The sequence below is a fragment of the Companilactobacillus versmoldensis DSM 14857 = KCTC 3814 genome, from assembly GCF_001434295.1.
GTDB lineage: Bacteria > Bacillota > Bacilli > Lactobacillales > Lactobacillaceae > Companilactobacillus > Companilactobacillus versmoldensis.
Genome location: NZ_AZFA01000004.1, coordinates 43,123 through 68,006, shown reverse-complemented (window position 1 = coordinate 68,006; position 24,884 = coordinate 43,123). Strand labels below are relative to the sequence as shown.

Here is a 24,884-nt window from a genome sequence, read left to right as displayed (position 1 = left end):
GATTATTCGTTATGTCTTTGACTATATGATAAAATTGATTGTAGTCTATGTACAATAAGGAATGATAAAAAAGTGAAATTTCCAACTAACGAATTACCTCAAATTGAATTTAAATTAAATGAACCTTTAAGCAAATATACTTTCACTAAAACTGGCGGCAATGCCGATACTTTGGCTTTTCCTAAGACACGTCAGGAATTAGTTGATATCGTCAATACTGCCCGAAAAAATGATATCAAAATCACCATTTTAGGAAATGCTAGCAACCTAATTATTAAGGATGGTGGCATTCGCGGCGTTGTGATCATCTTGCCGAACTTCAAAAATATCACTATCAATGCAGGTGATGTTACCGCAGAAGCTGGTGCAACTATCATCGACACAACGATTGCAGCTCAAAAAGCTGGTTTGACCGGAATGGAATTTGCTGCCGGGATACCAGGAAGTATTGGTGGTGCAGTCTTTATGAATGCCGGAGCATATGGTGGCGAGATCACTGATATTTTTCAGTCAGCGGAAGTTCTATTGCCCGATGGCACTATTGAAAATTTTGATCATCAAGCAATGAAATTTGCCTATCGTCACAGCATTATCCAAGAAAATGGCGGCATTGTTATTAGTGCTACTTTCAAATTAGCAGCTGGCGAAAAACCAAAGATTCAAGCCGAAATGGATCGATTGAATGACTTGAGACGTTCAAAACAGCCACTAGAATATCCTTCTTGTGGCAGTGTCTTCAAACGTCCAACTGGTCACTTTACAGGTCCTTTGATCATCAAAGCAGGTCTTCAAGGCAAAATCATCGGTGGGGCGCAAGTTTCTATGAAACATGCTGGGTTCATTGTGAACATCAATCATGCCACTGCGACTGATTATCTTGATTTGATCCATTTTATTCAAAAAACTATTAAAGAAAAGTACGACATCGATTTACAAACTGAGGTCCGCATCATTGGTGAGGATAAAAAAGTAGGTGAAGTCCGTGCAAATAGTTGAAACAATCATCCTGATTATTTCATTACTTATAGTGGCTAACATCATTAGTCACTATTTTGTTTCTATCCCAGATAGTTTGATTCAAATCACTGCTGGGATCATTGCCGCACTGACGATCAATGTCAAAATCAGTGTTGATACAGAATGGTTCTTACTGGTCTTTATTGCGCCGATTTTGTTCAACGATGGGAATCGTTTCCCAAAAAGGGAACTTTGGAAACTCAAAGGGCCCATTATGGGGAATGCCATTATTTTGGTTATCGTTTCCACCATTGTTGGTGGGGCTATGGTGAAGTATTTAGTACCAAGTTTGCCGTGGGCAACTGCCTTCACACTGGTTGCCGTACTTTCACCAACTGATCCTATCGCCGTGCAATCGATTGCTAAAAAGGCTAAGTTGCCTGACAAATTGATGCACTTGATAAGTGGCGAAAGTTTGATCAATGATGCATCCGGTTTGATCTGCTTTAAGTACGCTGTGGCAGCTACTGTTACCGGTGCTTTTTCATTGACTAATGCCACGATTGATTTCTTTTATATCGCAATCGTTGGTGCCTTAGCGGGTGCCGTGATGATTTGGTTGTTCAACGGTATCAGATTATATTTGATCAATCAAGGTGTTGATGATTCCATTTTACACGCCATTATTCAGATCCTGATTCCCTTTATTATTTATTATGTAGCAGAAGATATTCTGCACGTTTCAGGTGTTGTAGCGGTAGTTATTGCCGGGATCATGAATATTTCCTCAGGTCGGACGACTGGTGCCTTTAGTCCAGAGATCAGATTAGTCACTTCTAGAACCTGGGACATGTTAGTTTATTTACTCAATGGATTCGTTTTCGTCCTTTTGGGGATCGAAATTCCTTTTGCAATGGAAGAATTGATTCATAATCAAAGTATGAATACCTTTAAAGCTTTAGGTTTTGCCTTTGTTATTTGGGTGATGTTAGTCGTGATCCGCTTTATTTGGAGTTATTTCTATTCGACATTTTTCGAACGGTCCGATCGAACTGATTTCAATTTCTTCTCCAAAGCTCGTTTTTACTATTGTTTGATGTCTGGTATTTCTGGAGTCCGTGGTGCGGTAACTATGGTCGGTGTTTTGTCACTGCCGTTCGTAACAGCCAACGGAGCAGCCTTTCCAGCTCGGACATTACTATTATTCTTAGCCAGTGCGGTTATCATTTATAGTTTATTAGGGGCAACGATCTTGATTCCATTGATCACTAAAAATTCGACCCCAATCGTCTATCGTGGTAACTCCATTAATGCCGAGGATATGGATTTAGATGATAGTTCTGATAATACCGAAGTTGTTGAGTCCACGACAGAACTTACTACTAATGAAGCTAATAAGATCGTCATGGAAAAAACCATCAACAAACTTCGAGAAGAAAATCCTAACAATCGCGATCCTGTCTATACGACAGTTATCGCCGAATATGTTTTTAACTTACATAATGTTCAACTCCAATCAGATGGGCCAAATCCTATCAGTAAGAAGCGCATCAAAGGCAAAAAAGATGCTGAATTGTGGGATATTTGTTTCAACTGTGAATTGCAAGCTATCGATGAAATGTATGAGAATCAAGAAATCTCCGAAGAAGCTCGTGATACCGCTGTTAAAAAAATTGATAAGTATAAACATGGTTTGGTCAGACGTTCATATAATCAGACCTTAGAATTCTTTTTGAGTTATTTGCGACGTACTATTAATGAGATCAAGCGAGTAGTTCATTTTCCATTTACTCGGCAAGATGATGTGGTGCAGTATAATAAAGAGGCCGTGAAAATCTCGATTGCTGGTTCTAAACGAGCTCTGTCTAAATTGCGTGAGCTTGAGGATACCGATGGCGAAGGGGTTTATGACAACTTGTTATATTTGTTCCAACGTCACTATGAGGAACGTTTAGAATTATTACAAGGACGTCGCCGGAATCATTCAGAACAATTCAATTTTGAGAGGGTCAATTTGGAAGTCAATGCGTTGAGTTATCAACGTGCCTTTGTCCAAGATATGCTCGAACAAGGCCGAGTTAGTCGGTTGACTGCTAATACGTTGCGGAAAAATATCAATTATAGTGAAGAGGTCATCAATTACGATATCCAGTAATGGAGCGGTCAAATCCTAATGGGACTTTTATAATATAAATTATTTGCTATAATTGATTTCGAGCTAAGAGGGGTAAAAAATATGAATTTAACACCTAGCAATATTTTCACATTGCAGAATCTTGCTAATTTAGCCGATATTTTGGTTGTTTGGTATGTTCTTTACAAAGTGCTCTTAATGATCCGTGGTACCAAGGCGGTTCAACTTTTAAAGGGTATTGTCGTCATATTTTTGATCAAAATTATTAGTTGGGTTTTGAATTTGCATACTGTTTCATTTTTGATGGACCAATTGATAAATTGGGGAGTGATCATCATCGTGGTCATTTTCCAACCAGAAATAAGGCGTGGTTTGGAGCATCTTGGACGTATGCCATTTTTCAGCTCTAAAAGTAATGAAGAAGGAAAAAGTAAGAACCATCTGATCGAAAGTCTCGATCAAGCCATTCAATATATGAGCAAACGGCGGATCGGTGCTTTGATCACTTTAGAAATGAATACAGGTCTTGAAGAATACGTGGAAACTGGTATTGATCTTGACGCGGAAGTTACAGGAGCGTTATTGATCAATATTTTCATTCCTAATACGCCCTTACACGATGGGGCGGTCATCATTAGAAATAATCGTGTCTCAGTTGCTGCAGCCTATTTACCATTGTCCGAAAGTAACACTATCCCCAAAGAACTTGGGACTAGACATCGTGCCGCTGTGGGGATCAGTGAGGTAACTGATTCTATTACCATCGTTGTTTCAGAAGAGACTGGTGGTGTAATGATCACTCGTAATGGGCATATGATGCTGGATCTGTCTCGAGATGATTATTTGAAATATTTAAATGCTCAATTAACAGATAAAAGCGAAACTGAAAATCATTCCATTACTGATATTTTTAGGATAAGACGCCATAAGAATGGAGGGAATCAAAATGATAAAGAAGATAGTAAATAGTAAATATTTCTATGCTTTTATCTCCCTTTGTGGAGCCTTGTGGCTGTTCTTTATGGTCAGTACGCCTGGAGTTGGATCGACTAGAGATTCTAATCAGTCTAACACTTCAACGGTTAACACCAAGGCAACCATGACTGTGCCACTACAAGTTCAAGCTGACAGTGACACCTACTACATTACTGGTTACCCACAGTCAGTCAAAGTAACTATTGAAGGTCCTTCCTCTTTAGTTACCGCAACAAAGAACACACAGAATTTTAGTGTTTATTTAAATCTTAAACAATATATGACTGGTAAACATAAAGTAAGGATCAAACAAAATGGCTTGAATTCAAGTTTGACTTATTCAATCAAGCCAAAATATGTCAATGTCAACATTCAAAAACGGATGTCGAAGTCATTCTCGATCGATGTTGATTACAGTAAAAATTCGATTGCCTCAGGTTACAGTGCTGGTAAAGCCACAGTTTCTCCTGATTCAGTCAAAGTTACGGGCGCAGCCGCAGATATTAAAAAGATCAATAAGGTAGTTGTTAAACCGATTCTGCCTAAGGGAATCAAGAGTACGTTTGATCAGGAAGTATTAGTTCAGGCACTGGATAAAAAAGGCAAGACTTTAAATGTGACCTTGGAACCTCAAACAGTTCATGTTAAAATTCCAATCACTATGCCAAGTAAGAAGGTGTCCATAAATTTTACCCAACAGGGGGATTCACCAACGGGAATGAATTTCTCCTTTGATTCTGACATTTCCTCTATCACAGTCTTTGGAAGTCAGAAACAGTTGGATGATTTAGGTGATTCGATCGATGTTCCGGTCGACGTATCCGGAGTGACTAATTCTACCAAGCATAATATCAATATTGCTGATGTCTTGAAGGGACAGATAACTTCGTCTGACCCTCCAATGATTCCAGTCAATATTACGGTCAATTCCAGTGATTCTGGTGAAGGTGAAACTAACACTACACGGAATACTCGACCAGCTAGCGGTTCCGGTGCAACAAACAACAATGGTAATACGAATGCGAATTCCGGAAACAATAGCAACAGCAGTAACAATAGTAACAACACGAACACAAATGACAATTCATCAAATGATAATGAAAATAATGAAAGCAACGACGTAGAATAGCGTTGGGGGTATTATATTTATGACAAAGTATTTTGGAACAGACGGTGTAAGAGGTATCGCCAATAAAGGATTAAAACCAGAATTTGCCTTTAAATTAGGTCGTGCTGGCGGTTATGTCTTGACACAACATTCTCAAAATGAGAACAGTCGGCCACGTGTTTTAGTGGCACGTGACACACGAATTTCTGGTCAAATGTTGATGGACAGTTTGATTTCCGGTTTATTATCAGTCGGAATCGAAGTTTTGAATTTAAACGTAGTCACGACACCTGCTGTAGCTTACTTAGTTAGAGCGGCTTCAGCTGATGCCGGTATCATGATCTCTGCATCACATAATCCAGCTTCTGATAATGGTATCAAGTTCTTTGGCTCAGATGGTTACAAGTTAGCTGATGAAGTTGAAGATGAGATTGAAGATTTACTCGATGCTAAAGAAGATAAATTGCCTAGACCATCAGCTGAAGGACTTGGGACAGTTTCAGATTATCCTGAGAGAGCACAAAAATATCTCCAATTCCTCAAACAAACTGTTTCTGATGACTTAAGTGGCATGAATATTGTTTTAGATACAGCTAATGGTTCAACTAGTCGGTTGGCTAGCACCTTGTTTGCTGATTTAAATGCCGATTTTGATATCATGGCCTCTCATCCAGACGGTATCAATATCAATGACCATGTCGGATCAACTCATCCAGAACAATTAGCTGAAAAGGTTAAGGATTCCGATGCTGTTGCTGGTTTAGCTTTTGATGGGGATGGAGATCGTTGTATTGCAGTTGATGAAGATGGCAACATCGTCGACGGTGATAAAATTATGTTCATTCTCGGCAAATATATGCATGATGGTGGCCGTTTGAAGAAGGATACTATCGTCACTACTGTTATGAGTAATATGGGCTTGTATAAAGCAATTGAAGCCAATGACATGAATTATGTGCAAACTGCTGTTGGTGATCGTCACGTGGTCGAGTCGATCCGTGAGAAAAATTACAATATTGGTGGCGAGCAATCAGGTCACGTAGTTCTATTTGAGTATATGAATACCGGTGACGGAATGTTGACTGGAATCCATTTGCTACATGTTATGAAAGAAACTGGTAAGAGTTTGAAAGAACTTGCTGAACCAGTCAGAATCTATCCCCAACGTTTAATCAATGTTCCAGTTACAGACAAAAATAACTGGAAAGAACATCAAGATATCCTTGATATCATTAAAGTCGTTGAAGATGAGATGGATGGAGATGGTCGTGTCTTGGTTCGCCCTAGTGGTACAGAGGCATTGCTACGTGTAATGTGTGAAGCAGCTACTGAGGAAAAAGTTAACGAATATACTGAAAGAATTGCCGATGTCGTTAAGAAGGACATGGGTGCTTAAGTTTAATTGAAATTGATGGTTTCAGAAAAATTGACAATAAAGTCGATTCTTCTGGGACTATTTTTTTTGAAAATGACTTTAAATTAAATAATTTGTTTGTTATATTTTTGATGACTAAAGCGTTATTAATATTAGCCAATCTTCCTGGGAAATGTAAGCCTTAACCTTAATCTAGACCAAGTGCCGTGGCAACGGATACCATATCGGTATGTACCACCTGTACCATTTATGAAATTTCTTTAATGAAAAATTAAAAAACATTGACATAACGGCGGTAGATTAGTACAGTAATAAGTGTTCAAAAAAAATATTGGTGCCCAAAATGAACTATACCAATACGTATGAATAAACTATACCAGTTTAGGAGATTTATTATGTGCGGAATTGTTGGAGTTGTTGGTAACGATAATACAACAAAAATTTTATTAAATGGACTTGAAAAACTTGAATATCGTGGCTATGATTCAGCCGGTATTTATGTAAATAATGAAAATAATAAAGATTATCTTGTAAAAGAAGTTGGAAAGATTAGCCAACTTGAGAAAAAAGTTGGACCAGAGATTCAAGGTGAGATGGGAATTGGCCATACACGTTGGGCTACTCATGGTCAACCAACAGTTGACAATGCTCATCCTCATTTTTCAGCTGACAACCGTTTTTATTTAGTACACAACGGTGTTTTGACAAATTATGCTGATTTAAAAGCTAAATATTTAAGCGATGTTGACTTTAAGAGCCAAACAGATACTGAAGTAGCCGTTCAATTAGTCGACTATTTAGTAACAAAAGAAAATATGGATACTGAAGCAGCCTTCAGAAAAGCTTTGACAATGATCGAGGGTTCATATGCATTTGCTATGGTCGATAAAGAACAACCTGATCGAATCTATGTCGCTAAAAACAAGAGCCCACTTTTGATTGGTCTTGCTGATGGATTCAACGTTATTTGTTCTGATGCTATGGCTATGCTTGACAGTACTCACAAATTCCTTGAGATTCATGACGGTGAAGTAGTTATTCTGAAAAAAGATAGTGTTGAGATCTCAACTATTGCTGGAGAAAAGGTCACTCGAGATCCATATACAGTTGAGCTTGATGCTAGTGATATTTCTAAGGGAACATATGCTAACTACATGCTCAAGGAAATCGACGAGCAACCAGTAGTTATGAGAAAGATCTCATCACATTACTTTGATGGAAAAGACATCAAAATCGATGAAAAGATGTTAGAAGATGTAGCCAACGCAGATCGCCTATATATCGTTGCTGCAGGTACTAGTTACCATGCTGGCTTAGTTGGTAAGGATATCTTTGAAAACTTGACAGACGTGCCCGTAGACGTTGAATTGGCTAGTGAGTTTGGTTACCATATGCCAAAACTTTCTAAGAAACCATTCTTTATCTTCTTATCACAAAGTGGTGAGACAGCGGATAGTCGTCAAGTATTAGTTAAGGTCAATGAATTAGGTCATCATAGTTTAACTATGACTAACGTTCCTAATTCAACTCTTTCCCGTGAAGCTACATATACTATGGAATTGCTGGCGGGACCAGAGATCGCTGTTGCTTCTACAAAAGCATATACAGCTCAGATTGCCGTTGAATCCGTCTTGGCTAAAGCAGTCGGTGAGTATAAGGGTGTTAAATTGGCTCAAGAATTTGATCTTCAAGGTCAATTAGCTTTAGCTGCTAATGCCATTCAAACAATCGTTGAGGAAAAAGATCGTTTCAAGAAGATTGCTCATGATTATCTTGCCAATAGCCGCGATGCCTTCTATATTGGACGTGGAATCGATTACGCTTTGTCGCTTGAAGCATCATTGAAATTAAAAGAAATTTCCTACATTCATGCGGAAGGATTTGCTGCTGGTGAATTGAAGCATGGTACTATCTCATTGATCGAGAAGGACGTTCCAGTCTTTGCTTACGTCAACGATGGCGTTGGTGCTGCTCATACTCGTGGTAATATTCAGGAAGTTGAAGCCCGTGGTGGACATGTCTTGGTTATTTCAAGTAAGAAGTATGCTGAAGATGGTGATCAAGTGGTCTTACCAGCTGTTGACGAAATGATCTCGCCAATCGTTAGTGTCGTTCCTGCACAATTGATTGCTTATTATGCAGCCTTAGAACGTGGTAATGATGTTGATAAACCTCGTAATTTAGCTAAGAGTGTTACAGTTGAATAAAACATTATGGTAAAAAGTTACAAATTGGGTCGGTTCACTTTGATGAATTGATCTTTTTTTGTCTCAGATGGAAATATCTTAAGAATAAAAGTTCAATTTGTACGATTTTTTTTTTAATGTATTATAAGGATGCAAAAAACAGAAAAACGAGTCTCTTGTATGGGACTCGTTTTTTTACCATGATAGTTGAAATGGAGGGAGAATTTTGAGGAAAAAGAAATTAGGTCTATTTTCAACGGTTATGTTTGGTTTAAGTGCCCTTATTGGTTCCGGGTGGATGTTTGGTTCCAGTCAGGCGGCTAATGTCGCTGGGCCGGCTGCTATTCTAGCCTGGATCATTGGTGCTTTACTAGTATTTGTGATCGCAATTGTTTATGTTGAAATTGGAACGATGTTTCCAGAGGATGGTGCGATGAGTAGATTTGCCATGTATTCACATGGTTCACTGCTAGGTCACATTTCTTCTTGGGCCAATTGGTTATCGCTTTTGGCTATTTTACCAATCGAAGCAGTTGCTGCTGTTCAATATATGAGTTCATGGCCTTGGTCCTGGGCAAAATGGACAACAGGATTGATGTCAGGAAGCCAATTATCTGGTACTGGTATCATTGCCGCAGCAGTCATGCTTTGTGTTTTTACTTTTATTAATTATTGGTCAGTCAACTTGATGGCTAAATTTAATAATTTTATTTCTGTTTTTAAGTTGATTGTTCCATTTGTTACTATGATTGCTTTAGTTGTTGCGGGATTCCATATGAGCAACTTTGGTCATAATTATAGTGAATTTATGCCAAATGGTACTTCATCAATTTTCGTGGCAATTAGTAGTGCGGGGGTTATTTTCTCGTATGTTGCCTTTCAAACTTTGATAAATCTAGGTAATGATATTAAAAAGCCTTCAGTTAATATTAAACGGGCTATTGTCATTTCTTTATCAATTGCTGCAGTTATTTATATTTTGTTGCAGATCGTCTTTATTGGTGCTTTGCCACAATCAATCATTTCCAAAGGTTGGAGTGCAGTTAATTTCAATTCACCTTATGCTGATTTAGCTGTTTTACTTAATATGATGTGGCTATCTACTTTGATTTACTTTACTGCCTTTATATCTCCATTTGGTAGTGGTATGGCATTTTCTGCTTCAGCAAGTAGGTCATTAGCATCAATGCCTAAAAACCGTCATATGCCCAAAATATTAGCTCGGATCGACAATCCGCATAATGCTCCACGTGTAGCTTTGTTGGTTAACTTAGTTGTCAGCTTTATTTTGGTCTTATTGTTCAAGAATTGGTCAATTTTATCACGTGTTGTTTCAGCTACAATGCTGATTTCTCTATTGACTGGTCCTGTTGTTGCAGGTAGTTTGAGACGGATAGCTCCAGATTTCAAGCGTCCAACAAAAATCAAAGGAATGAAGATCTTAGCTCCATTAGCTTTTGATTTGATCAGTTTGACGATTTATTGGACGATGTTCCCAACGACTGTCGAAGTCATTGCTATTATCATTATTGGCTTGCCAATTTATACATACTTTGACTACAATCGTGGTTTTAAGGAATTGAAACCAAAAATCACTGCAAGTTTGTGGATCTTCTTCCAGTTAATCTTTCTATCGCTAGTTTCATGGCTTGGTGGTAAAGATTTCGGTGGATTAGGAATGCTTCAATATCCATATGACTTCGTATTGATTTTAGTTGTTTCTACTTTTGTTTATTACTGGGCAGTTAATACTGCTTATCATACGGGTTACTTAGATGATGCTCGTGAGTTGAATTCTAAAGTAAAAATGGACGATGAAGATGCATAAAAAGCTTAAAAACAATCAGAAATGGTTTTGGTTGGGTGTGATTTTAGTTGAATTAGTGCTCTTTATTAGTTCATCATTGACTTACAAACAACAAACAACGATCCCTTTTATGGAAAAATATTTGGGTAGTAATAATCGGCCTTTTTATTCTTTCTTAAAAGGGACCGGTTTTCATTATGGCGGTAAATATCAATCTTTAGGGAATGATGGCTATTTTAATTTTTTGGAATTTTTTATTAGGAAAGGGGCTCATTTTGGAATCTACTTTCTGTTAGGACTATTCATCTGTTTGGCCTTGTACAGTTACTTTTCTAATAATTGGTTTTTGAGAATCTTTATTCCTTGGATGTCGGCAACTGGATTAGCAGCATTTGATGAATTCCATCAAGGCATAACTGGTGGTCGTTCACCGATGATTGCGGATGTCATCTTAGATAGTTTTGGATCGATCTGTGCGATTTTAATTGTTTTATTTATAATTTATTTAATATCGCGTCATCAAAAAAAACGACATCCTTTCTCAATGGAGTATTGATATAACGGCTTATATTTGATATTATGTTATTCGGTTTACTAATCAAAATGAAAGAAGGAAGCAGAAATGTCAGGACATTCAAAATGGCATAACATCCAGGGTAGAAAAAATGCCCAAGATTCAAAGCGTGGAAAAATTTTCCAAAAATTATCCCGTGAATTATATATGGCAGCAAAATCGGGTGGTGCCGATCCTAACAGTAATGCTGCTCTTCGTTTAATAGTAGATAAAGCTCGTGCAGCTAATATGCCTAAGGACAACATCAAACGTGCCTTAGATAAAGCCGAAGGTGGTAGTGAAGAACACTACGACGAAGTTACATATGAAGGCTATGCTCCGGGTGGAGTTGCAGTTTTAGTTGAAGCATTGACAGATAACAAGAATAGAACAGCTTCTTCTGTACGTGTTGCGTTTACTCGTAACGGAGGTAGCTTAGGTTCTTCAGGATCTGTTTCATATATGTTTGACCGTAAAGGTTACATTGTTTTAGATCGTACTAAGAACACACAAGACGAAGACCAAGTATTATTAGATATTATGGATCTTGGCGCCGACGATTTACAAACATCAGATGATGCATTTGAAATTTATACAGATGCTAAAGATTTCACAGCTGTTCGTGATGGTTTACAAGAAAAGGGTTATGAATTAGCCAATTCTGAGTTAACTATGATCCCTCAAAATACTATGCAAGTACCAGAGGAAAAGCAGGAACAATTTGAACACATGATCGATCAACTAGAAGACGATGATGATGTTTCAGAAGTTTATACTGCTGCAGCTGACGATGATGATGAATAATTGATTCATTAAGAAACCGATATTGTCGGTTTCTTTTTTTTGCCCTTTTTTTGAAAATTATCAGATTTTCTAACGTAATTTGAAATCAAGTAGGTGAAAAATGACAGCAGAAACAATGGTAGATAATTTATTGACCGAGGCATGTGCAAATCGAATCTCAGATATTTATTTTCTTCCACATAATAATTGCTATCAAATCGAAGCTAAAAATAGTTTGACCAGCTATTTGGTAGCGGAATTGAATTTTGATGAAACTTTTGCCATCATGAATTTCTTAAAATTCAATAGTGGCTTAGATATCTCTGAGCGCAGACGTGCTCAAAAAGGTTCTTTTTGCTATTGTTATCAAAATAATCAAATTCATGTGCGAATCTCATCGGTCGGTGATTTTCTAAACCGTGAATCAATGGTGATCAGATTGATCTATCCGCAAGGTGATTTTACCGAACACGAGATTGATTTATTGAATTACCTGTTACCAATCGCCCAACGAAAAGGAATGATGATTTTTAGTGGTCCAATGGGTTCAGGTAAGACCTCTTTAATGTATTCATTAGCAAGGCAGATCGGTCATCGAAAAAAGGTCATGTGTATCGAAGATCCGATCGAAATCGTCGAAGAAGATTTTTTGCAATTACAAGTCAATTCAGAAGCTGGCATGACTTATGAAGAACTAGTCAAAACCAGCCTTAGACATCGCCCTGAATTATTGATCATTGGGGAGATCCGTGACGCTCAAACAGCCAAACAAGCTATTCAGGCGTCTTTATGCGGATACACGATATTTACCACTATTCATGGTCGATCGAAATATTCAGTTTTACAAAGATTGCTGCAATTAGGTGTATCTGAATTTGAGATCAGTAATGCGATCAATCTGATTTCTTATCAAAGATTGATTCCTGCGACTGAAAAATTGGAATTATTTACCGATTTTTTGACTCAGGAAGATATCGTTGATTACCAAAAAAATAAACTTAAAGATAATCATTGGAGAAATATGCTAAATAATGCTAGAGAGAATGGCCTCATCGCTGAAGAAACCTATCAAGAATTTGTTTTTGGATAAGAAAGTATCCAGTCGCTCACAAGCAGAATTTTTAGTTTTACTCGGAAAATTGATCAAAAATGGTTTCACCCTCGATCAATCCATGCGCTGTTTACAGTATTTAGACAGTCAAAACAAACTCTACAGTTTGATCTACAAAGATTTAAGTTCAGGATATATGCTTGCAACGTCCTTACGACATCTACAATTACCCACAGTCATCCAAAATCAGTTAGTTATTGCTCAAAGTAACGGAGGCTTGGAAAAGACAGTTATTCAGTGTGGAAAAATTTTGCAGGAGAAAGTGAAACAGCAGTCAAAATTAAAGGATTTATTGGCCTATCCAGTATTTGTGATTAGTTTTTTATTGTTAATGATCGTTGCTTTGAAATTGTATATTTTGCCGCAACTTGCTGTTGGTTCCCAGACCGATATATTGGACTTGATCATGGGCATCTTTTTGGGACTGATGATCATTATTGCTCTAGGTTCCATTGGAGTTTTTTTTTATTTACGAAGTGTCAGTGAATATTTGCGAGCCAGTTTTTTGGTCAAATTACCAATTTTAGGTCAAAGCTATCTCAATTTTTATCAGTTCACTGTTCTGCAAGGATTTGGAATGCAGTTTTCTTCAGGGATGGACTTAAAGAAAATCTGTTTGAATAATCAAAATTTTGCTAGTGGTTCGATTCAAAGTGTTTTAGCGGAGAAATTATTAATTGGTTTGAAAAAGGGCAATTCTTTAACCAAGATAATTCAAGAAGACTGCCTGTTACCAAATGAATTACAGATGGCATTTTCAATGGGGAGTGGTTCGAGTGAATTGGCAAACGATTTAATGATTTTATCAGAATTAAAGTATCAGTCGACTCAAAATGCCATTAAGAAGATGTTAAGACTAGTTCAACCGGTCTTGTTTGGTTTCATTGCCTTGGTAATTTTATTTGCTTATTTAATGATTTTGTTACCAGTGTCAACTATGATGAAGGGATTGAATTAAGTATGCAAAAACGTAAAGGGTTCACCCTGATTGAAATGGTCATCGTGATGTTTATCATTTCATTGCTATTATTGTTGATCGTTCCGAATTTAGCACAACAAAAACAAAAAGCCGAGGAGAAATCTAAAGAGGCTTTTATCGAAGTGGTTCAGAATCAAGTAGATTTGGAAGATGATCCTCAGAAAATCATTAATGTCGCCGACTTAAAAGAATCTTTAACTGCTACCCAAAAGGAGAAATTTGATAAATATCATTTGAAAATAAAAAACGGTATCGTTGAAAAATGATAATTGTTTGGTCGAGACGTCGCAAAGCTTTCACGCTCATTGAAACTGTCCTGACTTTGTTCGTGGTATCTGGATTGTTGTTGTTCACAACGACTCAGATAAATCTTTATCGACAACAAACTGAAGAAAGACTCTTCTTTCAAAATTTTGAATCTAATTGGCACAATTTATTAAATATGAGTTATCTGCAGCAGGAATCATTTACATTGGTGCTCAAAGAGGACAGGATGACGATTATCACCCCTAGCAAATATTTATTTACTCGTTTTCCAAGATCGATCAAAGCTGCCCCAAAATCAATTAGGATCGATCATGAACTTCCGATAAAGCCAGCGAGCATTAACTTTTATTCTCATAATAAAAAGCTTTTGCGTCATTATACGATTCAAATGAATTGGGAGGTCCTATTTGTTAAGTAAACGACGGGGGTTTCTATTGACTGAGGCATTGATTTCCATGGTTATAGCACTTTTGATCATTAGTACCTTGTCAGCGACTATAACGTTGGCAATCAAAAGGCTGAATGCTCTGGAAGAACAAACTATAGCTCATGGACTGATGCTCGATAAAATGACCGACCAACAAATGCCGATGCAAGTCATTATTCATGGCAAAAAATTTCGGGTTGTTTCTGGAAAACATTTTGTGTCGGTCAAAGGAGAAAAATATTATGAAGTCAGCTGGTAAAAAGAGGCCTGGATTTTTATTAGCCGAGGCCCTGATTGCTTTGATGATTTCAATTATGACTATCAATATTTTGCACGATGCAATTCTGATTTTACGAACAGTACCAAGGCTGGATCATGCCAGTGAACTCCGACAGCAGATCACTCAAAGGAAACTATCTGATTATTTTAAAGACCAGATAATCGATGAAATTGATCTTGAAACTCATCAGTTGTCTTTTAAAAGATATAATTCGACTGAGCAAGTCTGGCATTATAAAAAATTGGCGGTCGACCAGCGATGGTCTGATCGCCAATTTTTACGTCTTTATGATGCGAACGGTGGATTTGAACCTATCTTGAATGACGTTCAAAAAGTCAGTTTCAAAAGAATCAAAAATCTATTGCTTATCACGATTTGTGACAGTGATAATCTGACAACGGAGATGTATATCCATGGGATCATTTTTAAACAAACAACCAGCCACAGTCTTGATCAACACGCTCCTGATATTCACGTTAGCCATGATGACGATTTTGTTTCTCAGTCAGGTTTACCAAAGAAACCTGGAGGCATATCGGTTATTGGATCAAAAATACCGTCAAGAGATCAGGACCCTAAATCCACAAAATATGACAATTAAGTTTTCTGAACGTGAAAACGCTTGAAGAAAGTCTTAATCAACGTTAAAATTTTAATATCATGTGCAAAGAGGTTTTTTAATGGCAGAAGATAATGAATTGCAAAATTACTTTGATTTATTGAGTAATGCTTCAAAGATTCTCAAGCAAGCATTAAGTAGTACATACGTTGATGCTCTAGCTGAGACATTAACAAATCTTGCTGATGGGAAGGTTTATGTTGAAAATGGTGCTCCTGATCAAGAGACCGTTACTAAACTAGATAAACTTTACGAACAAATTAAAGCTATCAAGCTTTCGGAAGTTCAACATAAGCAAGCTATCACAGTTAATATCATTCAAGCTCAACGTCTTGATAATGCTGAGGTCAATAAATTAATGACACCCGATACGATCGGATTGTTGAGTAGTTTGGTGGCTTTTGAGATTTTTAAAGCTATGAAGGTCAAAAATATCAACATGATCGACCCAACGATTGGGACTGGTAATTTGTTGATTGAATTCATCGAACAAATGAATTTAGCAGGTGATTTCGATATCAACGCTGCTGGGATTGATAATGATGAGACCTTGATCGGCTTAGCTAAGGCTTTCTCAGAAGTAATGAATTTAAACTTAGATGCATATCATCAGGATGCCATCGCTGAGTGGGATGTGACGGATATCAATCTTGCTTTAGCCGATCTACCAGTTGGCTATTATCCAGTTGACGATAATGCGGCTAAATTTAAAACAAAGGCTGAGGAGGGTCATTCATACGCACATCACTTGTTGATTGAACAAACGATGAACAATTTGAATGACGGTGGCATTGGGATGTTCATCGTTCCGTCAGCTATTTTCCAAACTGATCAGGCAAAGAAATTATCCGAATGGATGGTTTCGAACGTATACTTACAAGCTGTCCTGGATCTACCATCGAATTTGTTTGCTTCAAAGGAAGCGCAAAAGGCAATCGTTGTTTTACAAAAGCATGGTGGAACAGCTCAACAGGCAGGTAATGTCTTAATGGGAACAATTCCTGAAACGGAAAATGTGAAGGATTTTGAGAACTTTAGAAATCAAGTCCAAGATTGGGCAAAGACTAACTTCAAAGGATAGGTGTAAAGATGACAAAGGTTATTGCAGTAAATTCAGGTAGTTCTACCTTGAAATGGAAATTGTATTCGATTCCCGATGAAAACGTGATCGCATCAGGAATGGTCGACCGTCTCGGTTTATCAGATTCAATTTTTAAAGTTAAATATAACGGCGAAAAAACTAGTGAAACAGGTGATATTCCTGATCACAAGACTGCTGTTACTAAAATGTTGAAGACACTTCTAAAACTTGGCATCATCAAAGATTATTCAGAGATAACTGGTGTTGGTCACCGAGTAGTTGCTGGTGGTAATATCTTTAAAGATTCAGCCGTCGTAACTCCAAAAGTCCTTCAACAGATCAAGGACCTAGCTGAATTTGCTCCGCTACATAATCCTGGTCAAGCATACGGCATCGAGGCCTTCCAAGATATCTTGCCAGACGTACCACAAGTTGCTGTATTTGATACTTCTTTCCATCAAACAATGGATCCAGTCAACTATCTTTACAGTATCCCTTATGAATATTATGAAAAGTATGGCGTTCGTAAATTTGGTGCTCACGGAACAAGTCACAAGTATGTTTCGGCACGAGCAGCTGAATTTCTCGGCAAGCCATTTGAAGACTTGAAGTTGATCTCAATGCATTTAGGTAGTGGAGCCTCAATTGATGCTATCGAAGATGGCAAGTCAAAGGATATCTCCATGGGCTTTTCACCAATTTCTGGTATCACTATGAGTACACGTTCAGGTGATATTGACCCATCACTATTCGCTTATTTGATGGAAAAACTTAAGTTATCTGATCCTCAAGATATGATCAATATCTTGAATGAAAAATCAGGTCTGTTAGGTATTTCAGGTGTGTCACCTGACATGCGTGATATCATTGCTACAAAGGATGAGAACAAACGCTCCGAGCTTGCAATTGAAATCTTTGTTAACCGGATCGTAAAATATGTTGGATCATACATTGCTTTGATGAATGGTGTCGACGTCATGCTCTTTACTGCCGGTATGGGTGAAGCTAACTCATGGATTCGTGAATTAGTTATGAAACAATTCGCTTATATGGGTGTCAAATTGGATAAAGATGCCAATGAAAATGGCAAGGGACTTCGTAAAATCAGTTCTGATGATTCTAAGGTCGACGTTCTAGTTGTACCAACAGATGAAGAATTAATGATTGTACGCGATGTTTTAAGATTAACTAAATAATTTCAAAAAAGGACATGTTTTTGAACATGTCCTTTTTTGATAGCATTATTGAATAAATTTAATCTTTAAATTGAAATATCATAACTTCAGACATCGGTCGGTAGTGTTGCATGCGACAATCTTTTGAAATTATCGCAAATGTCAAATATCAAAAAATATAATACTTTTTATTTACTTATTAATATAATTAAATATGAAAGCCTTTACACGGAGAGCAAAAGTAGATATATTTAAGATGTTAAGAGGTATTGGAAAGGGAGTGTTCTATATTGACACGTAAAGCATATATGATAGGTACCGGAATTGGTAACTTGGCTGCAGGGATCTATTTGATCCGTGATGGTGGTTTTAAGGGCAATCAGATCACTATGATGGGTCTTGAAAAGCATGGTGCAAACGATGGTGCTGCTGTATCAGAATATCAAGACGAATATAGTAACCAAGCTTTATCGAATACGAAAGGATTTTTGGCTAAGGGTGGTCGGATGTTGAATGAAGAAACCTACGAAAATTTGTGGGATCTTTTAAGATCAGTCCCATCACTAGATCATAAGGGTCAAACTGTGACAGATGATATTTTAAATTTTGATCATGCTCATCCAACTCATGATGTTGGTCGCTTGATCGACCGCAATGGTCCACGAATCAATCCAGGACGCAATAATTATCGCCACATGCAGTTCAATAACCGTGAGCGGGCACTTCTTTCGAAATTGATGTTGATGCCTGAAAAAGATGAAGAGAAATTGAATAATATTAGTATTGCTGAATGGTTCAAGAGCTCACCACATTTTTGGAATACTAACTTTTGGCATATGTGGCAGACAACATTTGCCTTCAAGCGTTCTAGTTCGGCGATGGAATTACGTCGTTACATGAATAGGATGATTTTGGAGTTCACGCGGATCAATACGTTGGAAGGTGTGACAAGAACCCCATACAATCAATATGAAAGTATTATCTTACCTATGCGTAAATATCTTGAAGACCGCGGTGTAACTTTCATCAATAACCGTAAGGTAACGGATTTAGAGTTTAAAGAAACACCTTTGCAGGACGATATTATCGTTACAGGCTTGAAGTACGAGGAAGTCGACAACGACAATAAAGTTGGCGAGATAAGGATCGACGAAAATGATTTAGTGTTTGATACTAATGGTTCGATCACTGATAGTTCCTCGATTGGCGATTTCAATACGCCTATCAAAGAGAACATGGAATATGCTCCAAGTGCAATGTTGTGGAAGAAAGCTGCCAATAAGTTTTATTCATTAGGTAACCCTGATAAATTCTTTGATGATCGTTCACAAAGTGAATGGTTCAGTTTCACTATTACGACTAACAATCATTATTTGTTGAATCAAGTTGCCCGTATCACTCAACAAGCACCAGGTAATGCGCTGAACACATGGATCGATAGTACGCCGTTGATGTCGTTAGTTGTTCATCATCAGCCACACTTTCATGCACAAAAACCAAATGAGACTGTTTGTTGGGGCTACTTTATGTATCCACGTCGCAATGGTGATTTCGTTCAAAAACCAGTGATTGAAATGACTGGTGAGGAAGTTTTGGAAGAATTCTTAGGTCAATTGGCTTCAGTCGATCCAGCTAAGGATAATATTGCTAATCACCATGACGAGATCATGAAGAGCATTGTCAATGTCATTCCATGCTATATGCCTTATGCCAGTGCTTTGTTCAACCAAAGAGCAGTTGGAGATCGTCCAGCCGTAGTGCCAAAACATAGTAAAAATTTGGCCTTTATCAGTCAGTTCTGTGAAATGCCATTTGATATGGTCTTTACAGAACAATATTCATTTAGAGCTGCACAAACTGCAGTTTATACATTGCTAGGCATTCCACTGACTGAATTGACGCCAATGCATCATTACGAAAAGGATCCTAAGATCATGGCCAAAGCCGCCAAAACAATGTTCCGTTAAAATCATGGAGGAGAATATTATGAAAAAATTTTTGAAGTTCATGTTTAAATTTACTTTATATACCAGTATTTTAGGTGCACTTATTTTCTTTGGTGGAAAGAAATTGTTAGATAAATTAACACATTAAAAGGTTTAAATAAGGTGGTGGTAATGAACAATTATCGTTACTTTTGATTGGTGCATCTCAAACAAAAAAATAATTTTCAGCTATCAAAAACATTGAAGGGTAAAAAAATACGCCTGACCATTGAAATTGGTCAGGCGTATTTGGCTTATGGAAGTAAGAATCCATTGAATTTAACTCAACGGATCAAATATTTAAGCAGTTTTTTCAATTTTAGCTGAATCTGCCAATTTACTTGCAGCTTCGGTATCAAGGATGATGGTTACATTATCTTTGTTTTGTAGAGCTGAAGCTGGGCAATCAGGAGTTGCGGGTCCTTCGATCATAGCTTTAATGGCATCAGCCTTAGCTGAACCAAAGGCCATCAGGATGATTTTTTTACTCTTGAGGATCGAACCGATTCCCATTGAGTAAGCAAATTTGGGAACGTCATTTTCGTTGTCGAAGAAGCGGGCATTTGCTTCAATAGTTGATTCTGTCAAAGGAACTTTTCTAGTTTCGGAATCAAAAGGAGAACCTGGTTCATTGAAACCAATGTGACCATTGCGGCCTAAACCAAGAATCTGAAGATCGATTGGGTTGTCAGCGATAACTTTGTTATATCTGCTTGTTTCAGCTTCGGCGTCAGTTGCTAGACCGTCAGGAACGTAGGTCTTAGCAAATGGCTTCTTATCAAACAAGTTTACTTGCATAAAGTGATGGTAACTTTGGGGATCATCAGGAGCCAAACCAACGTATTCGTCAAGATTAACTGATGTCATGTTTGAGAAATCGATATCACTATTAACCATATCTTGATACATTGGGATTGGTGTACTTCCGGTTGCAAGGCCAAGTACCTTTGCGCCATTATTCATTTCTTCTTTGATCAATTCGAATGCTTTCTTGCTAGCATCCTCATTATTTTTTGTTACGATAACTTTCATTGTTTAATCTCCTTTCAAACTCGCAGCTTATCGCTTTGGTATAGTCCAATTATAAGGGCGAATTAAAATTAAGTCAACCAAATTATCTGGAAATTAAATTTCGTCTAAATTGGAATCTTCCTGGTAGCATCATAGGCTAGTATGTAAATAAAGTTCAAGAAAAAAGAAACTTTTTTGATAATCAATAGTGAACAATGTAACTATTTTATGAAACTGAATTAACGTTAGAACGAGTGAAAATATTACATGTTTACGTTTTCATTTGCTGGACTTTTAAACTGATGTAATAAGCGATTTACCACACAAACACAAATTATTAGAAACACATATATCTATGTATATTTATGAAAGCGTATCCAATTGGCCTAATTTTCAAAAATTTAGTGAAAATACTTGCAAAGCGAAAATTGGGTGATATTATAAGTATGTGAAATAAATCACGTGAACTGTTTAACAAACTTAGCTTTGTTTGGAGGATTCAATATGCTGAAAGATACTAAGAAAGTTACTGAAGAAGAAAGTATTTCTAAGACAATTGACACAAAAGTCGCCAAGGCGCATGAAGCTTTGGATATTATGGATAATTTTACTCAAGAGCAAGTCGATCATATCGTTCATCGTATGGCGATTGCTGGCTTGAATGCTAGTTTGCGTTTAGCTAAATTAGCCTATGAAGAAACTGGACGTGGGGTGACTGAAGATAAAGTCATCAAGAACATGTTTGCCACTGAAGAAATTTGGCATTCTATCAAGCGAGATAAGACAGTTGGCATCATCGAGGACGACAAAGAACACCGTTTGATCAAAGTGGCTGAACCATTGGGAGTATTAGCTGGAGGCACACCGGTCACTAATCCTACTTCTACAACAATGTTTAAATCATTGATTGCAGTAAAGACATGCAACCCAATTATTTTTGGTTTCCATCCTCAAGCACAAAAGAGTTCAGTTGCTGCCGGGAAAGTAATGTACGATGCTGCTGTTAAAGCCGGTGCTCCAGAAGGAATAATTCAATGGATCGATCAACCAAGTATCGATGCCACTTCATACTTGATCAATCATGAAGGAGTGGCTAGTGTTCTTGCCACTGGTGGACCATCAATGGTCAAGGCTGCTTATTCAACTGGTAAACCAGCCCTAGGTGTTGGTCCTGGAAATGGTCCAGCCTATATTGAAAAAACGGCTAATATTCGTCGCGCAGTCAACGATATCGTCCTGTCGAAGACCTTTGATAATGGAATGGTCTGTGCTTCTGAAAATAGTGCAATCGTTGATAAAGAAATCTACGAACAAGTCAAATCGGAAATGGAAAAGATGCATGTCTTTTTCTTGAAAAAAGCTGATTATAAATCCTTGGCTGAAACGATGTTTCGTCCACAAGGCGGTGTCAAAGGACCAATTGCCGGTGCCTCAGCTTTGAAGATAGCTAAATTAGCTGGGATCAAAGTACCTACTGATACAAAGGTCTTAGCAGTCGAATTGACCAAGATCGGCAAGGACGAACCGCTGTCCAGTGAAAAATTATCACCAGTCATCTCTATTTATCAATCAAAGAACCACCGAGATGCTTTTGATCAAGCCGATGCCTTGCTACACCATGGAGGCCTCGGGCATACCGCAGCAATCCATACCATGGATGAAAAACTTGCTACGGAATTCGGGGTCAAAATGTTAGCTAGTCGAGTATTAGTAAATACACCATCAGCAATCGGGGGAATCGGTAATTTGTATAATGAAATGATCCCATCATTAACGCTTGGAACAGGTTCATGGGGAAAGAACTCCATTTCTCACAACGTTTCCTCATTTGATTTACTGAATATCAAGACGATTGCCAGACGGAGAAACAACATGCAATGGATCAAACAACCAAAAGTCTATTTTGAAAAAACTTCGGTCCGTTATCTTGAAGATATGGAGGGAATTCACAGGGCAATGGTCGTTTGTGACCCGGCAATGGTCCAATTAGGCTATGTCGATACAGTTATCGATGAACTCAAACGTCGTAAGAACCCCGTCGAATATTCATTGTTCTCTGACGTTGAATATGTCACATCGACTGATATGGTCGGACGTGGTGTCACTCAGATGAATATCTTTAAACCAGATACGATCATCGCTTTAGGTGGCGGCTCAACTATTAATGCAGCCAAAGATATGTGGCTTTTCTATGAGCATCCCGATGTTGATCTTTTTGGAGCCGAACAAGGCTTTATCGATATCAGAAAGCGGACTTATAAATTCCCTAAACCAGAAAAAGCTCAATTTGTGGCTATTCCAACGACCTTTGGTACTGGTTCAGAAGTGACACCGTTCTCTAATATCACTGACAATCGGACTGATGTAAAATATCCAATCGCTGATTATGCTTTGACACCTGATGTAGCCATCATTGATTCCCAATTTGTTGAGTCAATGCCAAAGAATATCGTTGCTATCGGTGGAATGGAAGTCTTGAACAATGCTATTGAGTCGTTCGTTTCTAATATGGCTTCTGATTATACCAGACCATATGCAATGCAAGCTTTGAAATTAGTCGTCGATAATTTGAAGAATGCTTATGACGGTGATGTCGATGCTCAAGCAGAATTACACAATGCCTCTGCTTTAGCAGGGATGTCATTTGCTAATGCCTTTGCTGGAGTCGGTCATTCATTGGCTGATGTCCTCTATAATGAATTTGGCTTGTTACACGGATTAGGTGTTATCATTTCCTTGCCACAAGTTATCAGATACAACTTTAAGCAGCCAACTAAAATTGCCATGTGGCCAAAATATGAGCATTTCAGAGCTGATGAAGACTATGCTTCTTTAGCAAGATACATCGGTTTAAATGGTTCTTCTAACGAAGAATTAAAAGAAAACTTGATCAAGAAGATCATTGAATTGGCACATTCAGTTGATATCAATTTGAGCTTGAAAGCCAATAATGTTGATAAAAAACAATTCAATCAAAAGGTCGATGAATTATCAGAATTAGCTTTCGCTGATCAATTCTCCTTTGCAAATCCTAAGGAACCATTGATGTCAGAACTGAAAGATATCTTACTCGACGAATACTCAGGAAAGGGCGTCGAGAAGTAGTCAAAATATTTTTGGAAAGTAAAAATATATTATAAAAAGAGCTCCTTGAATTGGCTTGTTCCAGTTCAAGGAGCTCTTTATTTGGGAAAAATTAATCCCACTGACTGATTAAATGTTTGGTTTCTTTTGTGTTATTGGTAAAAAGACTATCAGTTTTAGCAACTTTGATGGCATTATAGTTGTCGTTGTAAGTTTGTACAGTCCAAAGATCTGACAACATACCACGTTTGTTGATGGCTTTCATGATCTTCGGCGTTGCTTGTTCGGCGTCTAAAGACAAAAAAGTGATATATTTAGGCGCATTTTTGATCTCATCGAGGTATTGATCTTGACCGGTACCTTCCATCAACCACAAGTAAGGTACCTTTTTTTGCGGCTTAAAACTATGTAATAGTTCAATACCATCAACATCGGTATCTTGGATAATAACGTTATTATTCATTTTCGATTTATTTAATTGAGTAGCTAGGGCCTTTTCAGTATCGGTGTTATCTCCATCATTTTTCTTAGCTTCGATGATATAGTGCACATTTTTGTGATAATGAGCGAAGACATCCTTTAATTCGTGGAGATGTTCGCCATTACGTAGTTTCACTTTGTTGAGCTTTTTGGATGTTGAAGTCGAGATGTTGATGTCCTTTCCAGTCGTCCGCTTCAAATTGTCATCATGTGTGACGTAAAGTTTGCCATCTTTACTAAGCCAAACGTCTTGTTCAATGAATTGGCTGCCATCTTTGATGGCATTATTGTAGCCTGAGAAACTGTGCTCGGGGCTGTTATAAGGGCTACCTCGATGTGAGAAAATGATGGGATCTTTGGGTGAAGCTTTCTTGATAGTTTTCTCGATCGAGGCGAGGTTTTTAGCCTTGGGTGCAGCTTGAGCGTTGGTAGTTATTGTGCCAAGAGTCAAAAATGCTAATGCAGTTGAAAATATTGCCAGCTTAGTTCTGATTTTCATAGTTTCCC

20 protein-coding genes are annotated in these 24,884 nt (G+C 37.7%); 18 read left to right on the top strand and 2 right to left on the bottom strand.

Translation table 11 applies throughout. The annotated features are described in order from the left end of the window. Positions 1-72 precede the first annotated feature (72 nt). From murB to FC27_RS03260, 17 genes are all read left to right on the top strand, one after another. Complete coding sequence (gene murB, locus FC27_RS03345; protein WP_010624191.1) at positions 73-996, top strand: UDP-N-acetylmuramate dehydrogenase; 924 nt, start codon at positions 73-75, stop codon at positions 994-996. After that, positions 983-3,112 carry a cation:proton antiporter gene (locus FC27_RS03340; protein ID WP_010624190.1) on the top strand — a complete coding sequence of 710 codons (2,130 nt, stop codon included), beginning with the start codon at positions 983-985 and terminating at the stop codon, positions 3,110-3,112. The genes murB and FC27_RS03340 overlap by 14 nt, the downstream gene beginning before the upstream one ends. A gap of 81 nt (positions 3,113-3,193) precedes the next feature. Then, positions 3,194-4,060, top strand: coding sequence for a diadenylate cyclase CdaA (gene cdaA, locus FC27_RS03335; RefSeq protein ID WP_010624189.1), 867 nt, complete (start codon positions 3,194-3,196; stop codon positions 4,058-4,060). Then, complete coding sequence (locus FC27_RS03330) at positions 4,038-5,195, top strand: CdaR family protein (RefSeq protein WP_010624188.1); 1,158 nt, start codon at positions 4,038-4,040, stop codon at positions 5,193-5,195. The genes cdaA and FC27_RS03330 overlap by 23 nt, the downstream gene beginning before the upstream one ends. 19 nt (positions 5,196-5,214) lie before the next feature. Continuing rightward, positions 5,215-6,570: a phosphoglucosamine mutase gene (gene glmM, locus FC27_RS03325; protein WP_056938070.1), complete on the top strand. Its 1,356-nt coding sequence runs from the start codon at positions 5,215-5,217 to the stop codon at positions 6,568-6,570. Positions 6,571-6,944: 374 nt separating this feature from the next. Next, entirely contained in the window at positions 6,945-8,756 is a 1,812-nt protein-coding gene (glmS, locus tag FC27_RS03320; protein ID WP_010624186.1) for a glutamine--fructose-6-phosphate transaminase (isomerizing), read from the top strand. Between the two features lie 205 nt (positions 8,757-8,961). After that, positions 8,962-10,563: an amino acid permease gene (locus FC27_RS03315; protein WP_010624185.1), complete on the top strand. Its 1,602-nt coding sequence runs from the start codon at positions 8,962-8,964 to the stop codon at positions 10,561-10,563. Further along, positions 10,556-11,098, top strand: a complete 543-nt coding sequence (locus FC27_RS03310) for a VanZ family protein (RefSeq protein ID WP_010624184.1) — start codon at positions 10,556-10,558, stop codon at positions 11,096-11,098. The genes FC27_RS03315 and FC27_RS03310 overlap by 8 nt, the downstream gene beginning before the upstream one ends. Before the next feature lie 66 nt (positions 11,099-11,164). After that, positions 11,165-11,899, top strand: coding sequence for a YebC/PmpR family DNA-binding transcriptional regulator (locus FC27_RS03305; RefSeq protein ID WP_010624183.1), 735 nt, complete (start codon positions 11,165-11,167; stop codon positions 11,897-11,899). Positions 11,900-11,999: 100 nt separating this feature from the next. Then, positions 12,000-12,968, top strand: a complete 969-nt coding sequence (gene comGA, locus FC27_RS03300) for a competence type IV pilus ATPase ComGA (RefSeq protein WP_010624182.1) — start codon at positions 12,000-12,002, stop codon at positions 12,966-12,968. Beyond that, a complete protein-coding gene (locus tag FC27_RS03295) occupies positions 12,910-13,947 on the top strand; it encodes a type II secretion system F family protein (RefSeq protein ID WP_155802100.1) in 1,038 nt (345 codons plus the stop codon). Before comGA ends, FC27_RS03295 begins: the two co-directional genes overlap by 59 nt. Positions 13,948-13,949: 2 nt before the next feature. Continuing rightward, positions 13,950-14,234, top strand: coding sequence for a competence type IV pilus major pilin ComGC (gene comGC / locus FC27_RS03290; RefSeq protein ID WP_010624180.1), 285 nt, complete (start codon positions 13,950-13,952; stop codon positions 14,232-14,234). Positions 14,235-14,642: 408 nt separating this feature from the next. Then, a complete protein-coding gene (locus FC27_RS03280; RefSeq protein ID WP_010624178.1) occupies positions 14,643-14,921 on the top strand; it encodes a type II secretion system protein in 279 nt (92 codons plus the stop codon). Next, positions 14,905-15,543 carry a hypothetical protein gene (locus tag FC27_RS03275; RefSeq protein WP_010624177.1) on the top strand — a complete coding sequence of 213 codons (639 nt, stop codon included), beginning with the start codon at positions 14,905-14,907 and terminating at the stop codon, positions 15,541-15,543. The genes FC27_RS03280 and FC27_RS03275 overlap by 17 nt, the downstream gene beginning before the upstream one ends. Before the next feature lie 79 nt (positions 15,544-15,622). Continuing rightward, positions 15,623-16,642, top strand: a complete 1,020-nt coding sequence (locus tag FC27_RS03270; RefSeq protein ID WP_010624176.1) for a class I SAM-dependent methyltransferase — start codon at positions 15,623-15,625, stop codon at positions 16,640-16,642. A gap of 8 nt (positions 16,643-16,650) precedes the next feature. After that, positions 16,651-17,838: an acetate/propionate family kinase gene (locus FC27_RS03265; protein ID WP_010624175.1), complete on the top strand. Its 1,188-nt coding sequence runs from the start codon at positions 16,651-16,653 to the stop codon at positions 17,836-17,838. A gap of 269 nt (positions 17,839-18,107) precedes the next feature. After that, on the top strand, positions 18,108-19,784 hold the full coding sequence (locus FC27_RS03260; RefSeq protein WP_010624174.1) for an oleate hydratase: 1,677 nt from the start codon (positions 18,108-18,110) through the stop codon (positions 19,782-19,784). A gap of 318 nt (positions 19,785-20,102) precedes the next feature. On the opposite strand, the gene nagB is transcribed toward FC27_RS03260, so the two are convergent. Next, a complete protein-coding gene (gene nagB, locus FC27_RS03255) occupies positions 20,103-20,834 on the bottom strand; it encodes a glucosamine-6-phosphate deaminase (protein WP_010624173.1) in 732 nt (243 codons plus the stop codon). 483 nt (positions 20,835-21,317) lie between these two features. Here nagB and adhE point away from each other — a divergent pair, with 483 nt between their 5' ends. Then, positions 21,318-23,918 carry a bifunctional acetaldehyde-CoA/alcohol dehydrogenase gene (adhE, locus tag FC27_RS03250; RefSeq protein WP_010624172.1) on the top strand — a complete coding sequence of 867 codons (2,601 nt, stop codon included), beginning with the start codon at positions 21,318-21,320 and terminating at the stop codon, positions 23,916-23,918. 91 nt (positions 23,919-24,009) lie between these two features. Here adhE and FC27_RS03245 read toward each other — a convergent pair whose 3' ends face one another. Next, complete coding sequence (locus FC27_RS03245) at positions 24,010-24,876, bottom strand: glycerophosphodiester phosphodiesterase (protein ID WP_010624171.1); 867 nt, start codon at positions 24,874-24,876, stop codon at positions 24,010-24,012. Positions 24,877-24,884: the final 8 nt, after the last annotated feature.

What these genes read in the sequence shown, in the direction of transcription:
- FC27_RS03310 (WP_010624184.1), top strand. Translation starts at nt 10,556, where the DNA reads ATGCATAAAAAGCTTAAAAACAATCAGAAATGGTTTTGGTTGGGTGTG.
- comGC (WP_010624180.1), top strand. Translation starts at nt 13,950, where the DNA reads ATGCAAAAACGTAAAGGGTTCACCCTGATTGAAATGGTCATCGTGATG.
- FC27_RS03305 (WP_010624183.1), top strand. Translation starts at nt 11,165, where the DNA reads ATGTCAGGACATTCAAAATGGCATAACATCCAGGGTAGAAAAAATGCC.
- FC27_RS03270 (WP_010624176.1), top strand. Translation starts at nt 15,623, where the DNA reads ATGGCAGAAGATAATGAATTGCAAAATTACTTTGATTTATTGAGTAAT.
- nagB (WP_010624173.1), bottom strand. Translation starts at nt 20,834, where the DNA reads ATGAAAGTTATCGTAACAAAAAATAATGAGGATGCTAGCAAGAAAGCA.
- glmS (WP_010624186.1), top strand. Translation starts at nt 6,945, where the DNA reads ATGTGCGGAATTGTTGGAGTTGTTGGTAACGATAATACAACAAAAATT.
- FC27_RS03265 (WP_010624175.1), top strand. Translation starts at nt 16,651, where the DNA reads ATGACAAAGGTTATTGCAGTAAATTCAGGTAGTTCTACCTTGAAATGG.
- FC27_RS03275 (WP_010624177.1), top strand. Translation starts at nt 14,905, where the DNA reads ATGAAGTCAGCTGGTAAAAAGAGGCCTGGATTTTTATTAGCCGAGGCC.
- cdaA (WP_010624189.1), top strand. Translation starts at nt 3,194, where the DNA reads ATGAATTTAACACCTAGCAATATTTTCACATTGCAGAATCTTGCTAAT.
- FC27_RS03245 (WP_010624171.1), bottom strand. Translation starts at nt 24,876, where the DNA reads ATGAAAATCAGAACTAAGCTGGCAATATTTTCAACTGCATTAGCATTT.
- adhE (WP_010624172.1), top strand. Translation starts at nt 21,318, where the DNA reads ATGCTGAAAGATACTAAGAAAGTTACTGAAGAAGAAAGTATTTCTAAG.
- FC27_RS03295 (WP_155802100.1), top strand. Translation starts at nt 12,910, where the DNA reads ATGCTAGAGAGAATGGCCTCATCGCTGAAGAAACCTATCAAGAATTTG.
- FC27_RS03330 (WP_010624188.1), top strand. Translation starts at nt 4,038, where the DNA reads ATGATAAAGAAGATAGTAAATAGTAAATATTTCTATGCTTTTATCTCC.
- comGA (WP_010624182.1), top strand. Translation starts at nt 12,000, where the DNA reads ATGACAGCAGAAACAATGGTAGATAATTTATTGACCGAGGCATGTGCA.
- glmM (WP_056938070.1), top strand. Translation starts at nt 5,215, where the DNA reads ATGACAAAGTATTTTGGAACAGACGGTGTAAGAGGTATCGCCAATAAA.